Below are 13,132 nucleotides of genomic sequence, written 5' to 3' on the forward strand. Positions count from 1 at the left end.
AAAACAGGATAATATTGATTTTAAATGCATAACAGCTTCTTCAGCAATAAAATTTTAAAATAGCTCGACAAAATATTGGACCTGTAAAAATTATCACTAAGTTTATAGTGTTAAATACGTTTAACCTTTATCATTATAATACATCTTTATAAAAAGTGTAACAAAAAACACAAGCGACAAACTAATTAGGCAAATAATAAATTATGAAAGGAAAAATTTCTTTATTTCTGATGCTTTTTTTTACCGTGCTCACTTTTGCACAGAAAACAGTGTCAGGGAAAATTACCGATGAAGATGGGTCCGCTATTCCCAGTGCCAGCGTTACTATAGAAGAACCGGGCAAAGATGCTATTTTGGCATATGGGATCACCAATTCCAAAGGAGAATACAAAGTTACATTCACTTCTTCAGAGGCTAATGTAGACATGAAAGTAAAGGCTTTCAACCAAAAATCTCAAACAAAACAGATCAGCAACAGCGATCAGACCATCAGTTTCAAAATGCAGTCTGAAGCGACAGAAATAAAGGAAGTTCAGCTGAAAACGAAGATGATCACCGCAAGAGGAGACACCATTGCGTATGATCTTAAAGCTTTTGCCAACGCAAGCGACAGAACGCTTGCCGATGTAATGAGAAAAATTCCGGGTATTGAAGTCAATAAAGACGGAACCATTCTTTACCAGGGTAATGCCATCAATAAATTTTATGTTAACGGGAAAGACCTTATGGAAGGCGGATATGGGACCATCAACAACTCGCTTCCAAAAGATGCCGTACAGAAAGTAGAAGTTCTGGAAAACCACCAGCCTGTAAAAATTCTTCAGGATAAAGTACCTTCTGACCAGGCAGCCATCAATATCAAGCTGAAAAATTCAGTGACAATGACCGGAAGAGGAGAAGTAGGAACCGGCTTTGGAGATCCGTGGCTGTGGAATGTTAAACTGACCCCTATGTTTTTTGGACAAAAAAGCCAGTGGGTGGTCAACTATAAAACCAACAATGTTGGAGAACAGGTAGAAAATGAAGGAAACATCCTGGCATTTGGAAGTCGATTTGAAGGAAGAAGAATTAATAGTTCCCAAAACGACTGGCTTAATGTGGAAAATGCCAGTACACCCAATCTTCCGGTAAAAAGATACCTGATGAATAACGTCCATTATCTGTCCGCCAACTATCTTACCAATATTGATAAAAAGAAAGAGTGGGAGCTCAAGGCCAATGCCAACTATACCAATAATGCCGTTGAAAGACAATCGTACAGCCAGACTGATTATTTTGAGGGAAGTTCCAATTATACAAACATTCTCAATAATTTTTATACAGATAAAGCAAAAGGTGAACTGATATTCACTAAGAATGCTAAAAAAGGATTCTTTAAAAATACTACCAGTTTCTCCCAGTTCTGGAATGCAGACAGAGGAATTGTAGACAGAACCGATGTTAAAGATGGCAGCCTGAGACACGCAAACGAAGCAACAGAATCGCCTACCACCTCATTTCAAAACTCATTGAGTACCATTATTCCATGGAAAGAAAAAATGGTCAATTTGCTGTCATTTATAAGTTATCAGACTGACAGACAGAATCTGGATGTTTCTCCATCGTCTTATTTAGGAATTCCTGGATTTACGCCTGTACCAAGTAATTTCGTTCGTCAGAACCTGAAACTTAAAACCTTCGAAGCCAACCACTCTGCCAACATCAGTTTTTCCAAAAAAGGTTGGACCCTTACGCCGGAAGTTGGATTTAATTTTAAAACAACAGATTTAGTTTCAGATTTATTCAATATCACAACAACAGGAGTATCTCCGAATGCATACAGCAATGATCTTACCTACACAACTGCAACACCTTATGGAAGCTTAGGAGTTAACTATAAGAATGAATCCTGGATGTTGTATGCCAACTTGCCTGTAAACTCTAATAATATTAAAGCAGATGACCCGCTGAGGAATGTATCAAAAACAGTAAATAAAGTTACTTTTGAACCCAATATTTTTGCGCAATATACCTTTGCTTCTTTCTGGAAAGCTTCCGTGAATGCTAATATCAATAATAATTTCGGGGAAATAAATACAGCGTATTCAGGATTTCTGATGACTTCGCCAAGTGGAATTAATGCGATGGATATCAATAATCCTATTCCGCAGAATAATAATAAATCTGCAGGCACAAGACTGGAGTACAGAAATCCACTAAACAATTTATTCTTTAATGTGAACTATAGATTCTCTGATGCTAAAAGAAACCTGATTGCTAATCCTACGATCAATGGACCGGGATATAGCATCATGAAATATATAGAACAGGATAATCATGTTTTGAATAATGGATATTCAGCAGAAGTGGGAAAATATTTCCCGAAATTTAAAACAAATGCTTCACTTACTTACAGCAATAATACAGCAAAATCTGATGCGTTCTTAAATAATGAATCGTATACCAATAACAACAATAGCCAGTCCTATGGTATTAAATTCAATAATAGCTATTTTAGCTGGATGAGCATTGATTATAATGCGAGTATTTCAAGAACCAAGCAGAAAAGTACAGGGAGGGTAAATTCTAGTGCAACCAGAACAGGATTTACACATAATCTTGGAGCATTCTTTTACCCGGTGGAAAACCATACGATTGGATTCAACTGGGATCAGGTGAATACCAATGCAGTGGGTCAAAAATACCATAACGGATTCTACGACGTTTCATACCAATTTACATGGTCCAAAAAGAAGATTGATTTTGAGGTTAAATGGATGAATATCGCCAATAAAAAAGTATTTGAAACCTATGATATCAATACTACGAATATTACCTATACAAGATATCAGCTCCGTCCAAGCCAGGTCATGTTTACCGTAAAATTCAATTTCAAATAGAAGTAAAAAGAAATATAAAAACAAAAACCAATCTCGCAGAGGTTGGTTTTTGTTTGAGATATATGCTGTTGTTTCTAGAAACTCTAATGGTCTGCGGATGGACCATAACTTCCGGGAAGAGGAATGTCGTTCAGTCTGTAATACACGCCCAGCTGTGCCCGGTGATGAGTGATCTGGTTCAGAGCATGGCGGATGGAACCGTATTTTGTCCATTTTGCCACTTCTTCACCGTTGTTCTTGAGCGCCCAGGTATCATTAAGGTCTTGTTCTTTAGCATTTTCGAGAGCATATTGGGCAGATTTGAAATTTTCATCCAGCGTATTCAGGAGATCTTCTTTGGTAGACAGATGTTTAGGCTGAAAACCCCCGGTGGCAAAATCCAGTTCTGAAGTTTTCAGGATGGTGTCCGGCCATCCAAAGATTTCTGAAATATGAGTGGCAAGAGGCATTAGTTTCATGCTTTTCTCATGGGGAGCATAGTCGTTTTTACTTTCAGGATAAGCTTCAAAGAACTTTTTCGTCGTCTGGTACTCGGTTTCAAACTCGTCTCTAAATTGTGATAAAGTGTCCATAATATTTTGTTTTTTAAGTACTTAAAGATAAAGTTTTTTGAATCGGAAAATGTTGTAAAGGAATCATAATTTTATAGAAGGATATTGAATAGTTAATAATTTTTAATAAGACCAAAAAGCAATTAGAATAAATTAGTTTTGGCAAAATATTGCTATTCAGTATTTTACAATGATCACAATAAATTTTTGAAAAAAAACTGTAACATATTTCAACAATTGGTAACTAATGAGTAAACATTATTACAATGAAAAAGCTATTTTCTGTATTCTTTATCGCACTCTTTGCATTTGCATCGGCACAGGATTCTAAAGAATCAAAAGAAACAGCCAACCGTTTCTTTTATGAACTCACTTTTAAGCCGAAGAAAGACTCAACGAAGCTGGATAAAGTAGTGACTATTTTAGATATCACAGACAAGAACAGATCAATTTACCAGGACTATACAGTGATTGCTCAGGACTCTATTATGAAAATTGAAATGGAGGCCATTCAGAAGTCTGGGATGATGAAAGATCTATCAAAATCACTGAAAACACCCAAAATTTCAGCAAGGATATACAAATCATATCCAAGCATGAAAGTTCAGTATGTAGATAAAATAGCAAACGGATTTACACCAAGTAATATTGGCTATAGCGAAGATTTGAAATTCAACTGGAATATTCTGAATGACAAACAAAAAATAGGAGAATACAACGCTCAAAAAGCGACTACTGAATTTGGAGGAAGAAAATGGACAGCATGGTTCAGTACAGATTTACCTTTTCAGGATGGACCCTATAAATTCTTCGGACTTCCAGGCTTGATCGTTAAAATTGAAGACGATCAGAAAAATTACTCTTGGGTTTTACAGGGAAACAAGAAAGTTAAAGACTATACAGAATACTCTTACATTGAAAACCTGATGCAGGCAAAAGGTGGAAAAGTAAATGAATTAACAAGAGAAAAGTTTGAAAAAACATTCAGTGATTTCAAAAAAGATCCTTTTGCATCGATAAGACCTATGATGACACAGGAAATGATGTCTAAGCCAATTCCCGGAATGGATGGTACGGTTGGAGATATGGTGAAGAAACAGGAAAAGCAGTATAAAGACTTCTACAATGCGAACGACAATCCAATAGAAATTTCTTCTCAAACTCCTGAGAAAAAGAAAAAATAAACATTCATATCAACTAAATTATATTTTTGAATCAACCCAGGTACAGCAATGTATTTGGGTTGATTTCTTTCATACCTGTTGTTATTTAGATTAAATTTAAATAGCGTATATTTGCCCGTACAAAAAAGCAGGTTTTGAAAGAGATGGACTTACATAAATTAAGCGGATTCCCTAAGAACAAAATGGGGAAGATTTTGGGTTATGACAATGATCACCTTAAAATGCCTAACAAGATCATAGAAATGGGACTTCTGCCGGAAACCATTTTCAGGATATTGTATCAGGCACCGTTCAATGGTCCGATGTATGTGGAATTTGGAGAAGAAAAAAGCCGCATCGCTCTAAGGGAAGAAGAGGGAAATTATATCATTGTTGAAGAATTGAATTAATGCAGGAAAATAAGAAAAAACAGATCCTTTTGGTCGGGAATCCTAATGTAGGAAAGTCTACGGTTTTCAATGCACTGTGCAACAAAAAGCAGAAGACCGGAAATTACGCCGGAGTTACCGTAGCAAGCCATTCTGGAAATTACACCTATAAAAATGAAGAAGTGGAGGTCATTGACCTTCCGGGTTCATACAGTGTATATCCCAGTTCGGAAGATGAAGCTATTTTTTCCAAATTTCTTATTGAAGAGCAAAAAAATTATGCTGGAGTCGTTTATATTCTTGAAGCATTAAGTCTGAAAAGAGGACTTCTTCTGTTTCAGCAGATACAGGATCTTGGTATTCCTATGATTTTGGTGGTCAACCAGATTGACCAGGCAGAAAGAAGAGGAATTACCATCGATATCCGGAAGTTTTCTGATGCTTTGGGCATTAAAATTATTCAAACCAATGCCAAAGAGCAATTGGGAATAGATGAGATCAGAGAGGCTGTTCTGAACAATGGTTTTGTAAAAACCGACAAGACCTCTTTCGAAATACCCAACGAACATAAAGATTTTATCCATAAACTGGCTGCCCACAAAGGCATCGAAAATGAATATAAAGCCTGGATGAGCCTTTCTTTAGGCTCAGATGTGGTAAAAATAGCTTCAATAAAAGACATGATGAATGAGCCTGACTCCAAAAGTCTGGTTCCGAAAAGACTTCAGGTTCAGGAAACAGTAAGAAGATATCAGAATGTTGACAAAATATTAGCAGATGTTATCTCTAAAAAAGCTCAGTTTAAAGAACTTCTGACAGAAAAATTAGATAAAGTACTGGTTCATAAAGTCTGGGGCTACGTCGTTTTTATGATGATTCTGTTGGTTATTTTCCAAAGTGTTTTCTTCCTGGCCGAATATCCGATGAACTGGATTGATGATTTTTTCTCATGGCTCGCTGCGTTTACCGGAGAACATCTTCCGGAAGGACCTATCAATTCATTGATTTCAAACGGAATTGTTCCCGGAATCGGAGGAATTGTAGTCTTTGCACCGCAAATTGGGATCTTATTATATTTCTTATATTTATTAGAAGATTCAGGGTATATGGCAAGAGTCGTATTCCTTATGGACAGATTGCTGCGTCCCTTTGGACTGAACGGGAAAAGTATTGTCCCGCTGGTATCCGGGACAGCCTGTGCTATTCCTGCTGTAATTTCCACTAGGAATATTGAGAACGTAAGAGAGAGATTGTTAACTATATTAGTGACACCTTTTATGACGTGTTCTGCAAGACTTCCGGTGTACAGTATCATTATCGGCTTAATTATTTCTGAAGGATCATTCCTTGGAATTAAATATAAAGCACTGGTGCTGATGGGAATGTACCTTTTGGGGTTCCTTGTAGCCCTGTTTTCAGCCGCGATTCTTAAAAGATTTATCAAAAATGAAGGCAAGACCTATCTTGTAATGGACCTTCCTGCTTATAAAAAACCACTTTTCGGATACGACCTTAAAATGGTTTTAGGTAAAGTATGGGAGTTCGTAACAGGAGCTGGTAAGATCATTTTTATAGTAAGTATCATCATCTGGTTCTTAAGTTATTTCGGACCAAAACAAAAGCCAGAGCAGTTTGTGGCAACGAATGTTGAACTTGACCACTCTTATCTGGCAAAAATGGGTAAAGGAATCGAACCTCTTATCGAGCCCCTTGGCTACGACTGGAAAATGGGAGTAGGAATTTTGACCAGTTTTGTGGCGAGAGAAGTTTTCGTAGGAACCATGTCTACCCTGTATAGTTTGGAAGATGATGCTCCCGAAGTAAAAGTGATTGATAAAATGAGAAGAGATGTAAAACCTGACGGAAGTAAAGTGTTCAGCTTTGCCACAGGTATTTCCGTACTCTTATTCTATGCATTTGCAATGCAGTGTGTTTCTACACTTGCAGTAGTCTACAGAGAAACCAAAAGCTGGAAATGGACCGGCTTTCAGGTAGCGATGATGACCGGTTTGGCATATTTTGTGTCGTTGATAGCTTATCAGATTTTAAAATAATGGAAACTTCATTACTATTTCAGTACGTTATTATTGCACTGATCGTTGCATTTGCCTGTTACTCTTTATTTAAAGTACTCAGAAAGAATTTTGCGCCGAAAAAATTCAGCTCTAAAAGAAGCGGTTGTGATAAAGACTGCGGATGCTCATGATGCTGTTTTAAGTTCATAATTGAAAAAATTGTAGTAATTTCATTTTCTGAAACTAAAACCATTTCGATTTGAGCCCGAAATCATTAGCTGTCTTTATATTTTCTATGGTAACAATTCTGGCTAAAGCCCAGATCGATACTACCAAAATCAAGTCTTATGCAGATCAGGTTATGGTCCGTGTAAACTTTGATACCAATATTGAAAATTATGTGTACACAGAAGGCCCTGAAGATAAACCATTAGAAACCATCCTTTCGATTAACAATAAAACTAGAGCTTCCTTTTCTATTGACTATAGAATTATAAGTGCCACAGTGTCGTTTACGCCCAGTTTTCTTCCGGGAAACAATGATGACGAACTGAAAGGCAACAGCGCCTATGCAGACCTTAGATTTCGTTTTTTCCCCAAAAGATTTATTCAGACCGTTTATTACAAAAATGTAAAAGGATTTTACATTGAAAACATGAAGGACCTGGATCCCGACTGGAGAGAAGGAAAAGACCCGTATCTTCAGTTTCCGGATTTGAGGATTCAAAGTTTTGGAGGATCTACGGCCTATGTCATGAAGAAAGATTTTTCCCTGAAAAGTATCTATACGCAAGGAGAATGGCAAAAAGAAAGCCGAGGGAGCTGGGTTCCTTTTTTAGATTATGATCTTTCGATATTCAGAGATATTTTAAACGGACAGAAAAGTAAAGAAACCCAATATAGTTTCGGAGGCAATATGGGGTATTTTTACAATTGGGTGCTTGGGTCTAAAAAAAGGGTAAACATTGCTCCCAATGTGTCACTGGGGTTTGGCGGAATGTTTTCGAGCAGCTGGGATATTCGTAATGACGGCACGAAATTCAACAAAGAAAATACACAATATCTGATCTTTAAGTTTGCCACAGGTCTTCATATAGGATATAATACAGACCGGTTTATTTTCGGAGGAAAATTTAATGTCAACGCCTATGCCTATAACGAAAAGTACAATCAAAGTGTACAAAATAATAATTTATACGGACTGCTTTACATAGGCTACCGTTTTCCTCCTCCAAAGGTAATACAGAGGAACTATGACAAGATCCAGAAAAAGATCCCTATTTTATAACTTACAGGTCTTTTAAGTATCTTTGCTCAGAATAAAAAACAACTTAAAAAAAATAAAAACAGAATGTCGTTAATAAAATCTATTTCAGGGATCCGAGGGACAATCGGCGGAAAAGTAAATGATAACCTGACTCCTCTGGATGTGGTGAAATTTGCTTCCGCATTCGGAACCTGGCTTCAGAATACACAGAATAAAAAAGAATTAACCCTTGTTATAGGAAGAGATGCCAGAATTTCTGGCGAAATGGTTTCTTCCCTGGTGACGGCTACCCTTCAGGGGTTGGGAATTAATGTCGTAGACTTAGGACTTTCCACAACACCTACCGTAGAAATCATGGTTCCCGAACTGAATGCAGACGGAGGAATTATCCTTACCGCTTCACATAATCCAAAACAATGGAATGCGCTTAAGCTATTGAATGGGAAAGGAGAGTTCATCAGCGGAGAAGACGGGGCAAAAGTACTGGCTCTGGCTGAAAGTGAGGATTTCAACTACGCTGAAGTAGATGATCTTGGAAAATATGAAACAAGAGATGATGCTTTTGATATTCACATCCAGCAAATCCTTGACCTGCCAATGGTAGACGTTGAAGCCATTAAAGAGAAAAAATTCAAAATTGTTCTTGATGCCGTCAACTCTACAGGAGGAATCGCTATTCCGATGCTGTTGGATCAACTTGGTTGCGAGACCGTAAAATTATACTGCGAACCGAACGGACAGTTCCCGCACAATCCTGAACCTTTGAAAGAACATTTGGGAGATATCTGTGAACTGGTAAAAAAGGAAAATGCTGATTTGGGAATCGTTGTAGATCCGGACGTAGACAGACTGGCTTTGATTGATGAAAAAGGGGAAATGTTCGGGGAAGAATATACATTGGTTGCTGTTGCAGATTATTTATTGAAGCATAAAAAAGGAGCTGCGATCTCAAACCTTTCTTCAAGCCGTGCTTTGAGGGATGTTGCCAATAGCCACGATTCTGAATACTTTGCAAGTGCTGTAGGGGAAGTGAATGTAGTGAATTTAATGAAAGAGAAAAATGCAGTGATCGGAGGAGAAGGAAACGGAGGAATTATCTATCCGGATCTGCACTACGGAAGAGACTCTTTAGTGGGTGCTGCTTTGTTTTTAACCCATCTGGCAAAAGAAAACAAAACCGTTTCCGAATTAAGAGCAAGTTATCCAAGCTACTTTATGGGAAAAAAGAAAATAGAGCTGACTCCGGAAATCAATGTCGATGAAATTTTATCCAAAATGGAAAAAGAATACCAGAACGAGCAGGTTTCTACCATTGATGGGGTGAAGATCGACTTTGAAAATAACTGGGTGCACCTTAGAAAATCCAATACAGAACCGATTATCAGAATCTATACAGAGGCCTATACACAAGAAGAAGCCGATAAACTCGGAGACGATATCATCGCTAAAATTAAAAGTTTAATTTAAAATAAAAGAAGAACGGAACAGAAATGCTCCGTTCTTTTTTCTTCCGCGTACCATGTTTGAACATATACAAAACAGTTTTCTCTTTCCTAAAGATAAATGGTGGAAATTCCGGCCGGAAGAAGGCTCGTTATAACTATTTAACCACAATTTGTGTTATTTATCCACAATCTTTTTCTCTGTTTTCTTTTTTTACTATCTTTATTATAGAAATTTATGAAAAACTAATTCAAAAAAAAGTTGCAACTTTGCATAAACATTTGAATGTCAGTTTCAGAAGTTATTATTAATTAATAAAGTTTGCCGAGGTTTGCAAGTATATTCAGACATCGGACCGACAAAGACGACACTATTGGAAGAGTATTTTGGAAATGAACTTGTGAAAAAGTTCGAGGAAATGATGGAAAACAATGATGAATTCTACTTCGATACCGAAGAATTGGAAGATATTATTGTTTATTATTTGGAGCTGGGAGATTTTAACTACGCAGACAATGCAGTTAACTATGGACTTAAGCTTCACCCGAATTCATTAGATATCAAGATCAAAAGACTTGAAATTCTTCTGGAATGGGAAGACTATAATACCGCAAAAGAACTTATCAATGAGCTGAAAGGCGCATCGATGGAGAATACAGACTTTTTAGTCTGCTATGCGAAGTATTATTCGAGCCTGGGAAACCCTAGAAAATCCATTGATATCTGTAAAAAAGCTTTAGAACTGAAAGAAGAAGAGAACTTCCTTCACAACTTTATTGCGGATGAATATGTGAATTTGGGAGATCCCTTTAACGCTCTTAAACACTACAGAAAAGCTCTGAAAGAAGATCCTACAGACGAGTATTCACTTGAAAACTGTATGATCTGCTTCAGCGATCTGAATAAGAGCGAGGAGGCTATTGCCTTTCTTAATGAATATTTAGATGAATTTGCTTACTCCGAAACCGCATGGTTTGAATATGGACAGTTTTACTTCAACAGAAAGAATTTTGAAGAAGCCATCAAAGGATATGACTACCTGTTGGCGATCAATTCAAATTCTGTAGGAGTATATGCCAACAAAGCAGCCTGTTACGAAGCTTTAGGACAATATCAGAAAGCCGTGACGGTCTATGAGGAAATGCTTGAGCTGGAATACACCAAAGCATTTACTTTTTACAAAATAGGATTGTGCTACAAAGCGCAGAAACAGTCTATTATGGCTCTTAATGCGTTCCAGAAATCATTGAGAGAAGACCCTCAGTTTTATCTTGCGATGATGGAGCAGTCTTACCTGTATGAAGAAATGGGAGGGATGAAAGAAGCGTTGCATTTTGCACAAGAAGCGACCCATCTGAATGATGACAACCTTGATTATCAGAAAAGGTTAGCATTTCTGTTCATCGATTCCGGTAAATTTGAGGAAAGCCTTAGCTGCCTGAAAAAGCTGGTAGATGCAGAGCCTACGAGGTTCTATAACTGGTATGCCTACTCAGAAGTACTGATGCTTCTGGGAGAATATGAAGAGGCCGTGACCATTCTTGAGAGAGCATTAAAAGAACACGACAGGGCGGAACTCTATTATCAGTTAAGCAATTGCTATTTTAACCTTAAAAGAGCGGAAAAAGGGGCAGAATCTCTTCAGAAAGCATTAAGTATAGACCCATCCTTGGCTCCGGATATGCAGAAAAAGTATCCGTTCATCAAAGATGAGGTGAAGAAGGTCAAGGCAAAAGTAAAAAAGAAGAACTCTTAAGAAGTTGAAAGAAAGAAGTTTCTGAAAATCTGGATTTCCAACAGCTTACGATTCTTAAAAACTTAAATTAAAACAATTCAAATAAGTAAATCCTGCAGCAATGCAGGATTTTTAGTTGGTATCAGTAAAATAATTTATTTCTTTACAACGCCGTTTTTAGACCTTAAAAAGATCAATCCGCCGATGATCACCCCTGCGCCTGCAAATTGTAAGATACTTAGTTTTTCGCCGTCCAAAAAGCCCCAGATAATAGCAACAATAGGCATCAGCAGGGTTACTGTTGATGCAAAAAGAGGAGTGGAGACTTTAAGCAACCGGTAATTCAGGGTCATAGCCAGCCCTGTTCCGAAGATGGATAACAGGCCAACAAACATCAGCCCCATCATATGATCTTCATTAAAACTGAATGTTGAAAAAAATCCGGTAAATGCTAAAGAGATAAGGGAAGGGAAAAATAAGACAAAAGAGAATACAAACGCGGACAAAATAGTCGAAGAGACCTCCATCAGTTTAGACTTCACCGTTGTTGTACTTATGGCATAACATAGTGTGGCTAATAAAAGAAGTAATATCGGGATCAGCTTAAACTTTCCGCTTTCTCCGTCTCCACCGAATGCTAATAAGCAGACTCCCGCAAAGCTGATCATCGTTCCTACAATCTGTCTTTTGGTGGTTTCAAATTTCCAGATCAGAGCACCCACAATAATTACGAAAATAGGCATCATAGAATTGATAATTCCCGCAATACTGCTGCTGACCTCCGTTTCTGCGATCGGAAAAAGAAACATGGGAATGAAATTTCCCGTAAATGCAGCCAGGATAAGCCATTTTAAATGCTTTTTAGGAAACAGTTTATATTTCGAAATCGCGACCGGCATTAATACAATTCCTGCGATCAAAACTCTCAGTGCTCCGACCTGATAGGGGCTGAAATGTTCCAGCGATTTTTTGATCAAAATAAAAGATGATCCCCAGATAAGCGTTAATACAATCAGAAGAATCCATTTTTCTTTATCTGCGTTCATTATTTTTGTGTAAGATTTTTAAAAATTCTTTTTTAGGAATCATTTTTGCGCCCAGACTTTCCAGATGCTCGGTATGAGATTGGCAGTCAATGAGATCTATGTTTTCTTTGTTGCTTTCTACAAAGTGTATAAAGCCCGCTTTAGAAGCGTTGCTCACCTTGGCAAACATACTTTCTCCACAGAAAACATTACCAATTTGAAGTCCGTAAAATCCGCCAACCAATTCGTTATCCTGCCATACTTCGATACTTTTGGCAAGGCCGTATTCGTGAAGTTTGATGAAAGATTCCATCAGTTCATCTGAAAGCCAGGTTCCTGTCTGTCCTTTTCTGCTCGTCTGCTGACAGTTTTGGATGACTTCCCTGAAATTTTTATTCTCAGAAAATGTAAAAACAGATCTGTTCAGTATTTTTCGCATTGATTTTGAAACTTTCAGCTCTTCAGGAAATATGACAAACCTTGGATCAGGGCTCCACCACAGTATTTCCTCTCCCGGATTATACCACGGGAAAATTCCCAGCTGATAAGCGAACCAGATACGTTCTATAGACAGGTCGCCACCAAAGGCAATCAGGCCTTCGTGACCGTCATAAAGTTCAGGATCTGGAAATGAAATCTCGTTTTCGTCTAGTCGGACCATTTTT

Annotated in this window: 10 protein-coding genes; 7 read left to right on the forward strand and 3 right to left on the reverse strand. The window is 37.6% G+C overall.

Annotated elements, in window-relative coordinates; all coding sequences use genetic code 11:
* The first annotated feature begins 203 nt into the window (after positions 1-203).
* On the forward strand, positions 204-2,879 hold the full coding sequence (locus EG346_RS06655; protein ID WP_123877603.1) for a carboxypeptidase-like regulatory domain-containing protein: 2,676 nt from the start codon (positions 204-206) through the stop codon (positions 2,877-2,879).
* Between the two features lie 83 nt (positions 2,880-2,962).
* Here EG346_RS06655 and EG346_RS06660 read toward each other — a convergent pair whose 3' ends face one another.
* A complete protein-coding gene (locus tag EG346_RS06660; protein ID WP_123877605.1) occupies positions 2,963-3,451 on the reverse strand; it encodes a DinB family protein in 489 nt (162 codons plus the stop codon).
* Between the two features lie 245 nt (positions 3,452-3,696).
* On the opposite strand from EG346_RS06660, the gene EG346_RS06665 reads away from it, so the two are divergent.
* The 6 genes from EG346_RS06665 (at position 3,697) to EG346_RS06690 (ending at position 11,463) form a co-directional block, all read left to right on the forward strand.
* Complete coding sequence (locus EG346_RS06665; RefSeq protein WP_123877607.1) at positions 3,697-4,614, forward strand: GLPGLI family protein; 918 nt, start codon at positions 3,697-3,699, stop codon at positions 4,612-4,614.
* 143 nt (positions 4,615-4,757) lie between these two features.
* On the forward strand, positions 4,758-5,003 hold the full coding sequence (locus EG346_RS06670) for a FeoA family protein (protein ID WP_073328573.1): 246 nt from the start codon (positions 4,758-4,760) through the stop codon (positions 5,001-5,003).
* The gene (gene feoB, locus EG346_RS06675; protein WP_123877609.1) at positions 5,003-7,036 is read left to right on the forward strand and encodes a ferrous iron transport protein B; all 2,034 of its coding nucleotides are present in this window, start codon (positions 5,003-5,005) and stop codon (positions 7,034-7,036) included. The genes EG346_RS06670 and feoB overlap by 1 nt, the downstream gene beginning before the upstream one ends.
* Before the next feature lie 220 nt (positions 7,037-7,256).
* The gene (locus tag EG346_RS06680; protein ID WP_123877610.1) at positions 7,257-8,285 is read left to right on the forward strand and encodes a DUF4421 family protein; all 1,029 of its coding nucleotides are present in this window, start codon (positions 7,257-7,259) and stop codon (positions 8,283-8,285) included.
* Between the two features lie 63 nt (positions 8,286-8,348).
* Positions 8,349-9,731 carry a phosphoglucosamine mutase gene (glmM, locus tag EG346_RS06685; RefSeq protein ID WP_123877612.1) on the forward strand — a complete coding sequence of 461 codons (1,383 nt, stop codon included), beginning with the start codon at positions 8,349-8,351 and terminating at the stop codon, positions 9,729-9,731.
* Positions 9,732-10,080: 349 nt separating this feature from the next.
* Positions 10,081-11,463: a tetratricopeptide repeat protein gene (locus EG346_RS06690; RefSeq protein ID WP_073329105.1), complete on the forward strand. Its 1,383-nt coding sequence runs from the start codon at positions 10,081-10,083 to the stop codon at positions 11,461-11,463.
* A 134-nt stretch (positions 11,464-11,597) separates the two neighbouring features.
* On the opposite strand, the gene EG346_RS06695 is transcribed toward EG346_RS06690, so the two are convergent.
* Positions 11,598-12,488, reverse strand: coding sequence for a DMT family transporter (locus EG346_RS06695; protein WP_123877614.1), 891 nt, complete (start codon positions 12,486-12,488; stop codon positions 11,598-11,600).
* Complete coding sequence (gene aat / locus EG346_RS06700; protein ID WP_123877616.1) at positions 12,475-13,128, reverse strand: leucyl/phenylalanyl-tRNA--protein transferase; 654 nt, start codon at positions 13,126-13,128, stop codon at positions 12,475-12,477. Before aat ends, EG346_RS06695 begins: the two co-directional genes overlap by 14 nt.
* Positions 13,129-13,132 lie beyond the last annotated feature (4 nt).

Origin of the sequence: Chryseobacterium carnipullorum, from assembly GCF_003815695.1 — a bacterium.
In the GTDB taxonomy this organism is placed as follows: Bacteria; Bacteroidota; Bacteroidia; order Flavobacteriales; family Weeksellaceae; genus Chryseobacterium; species Chryseobacterium carnipullorum.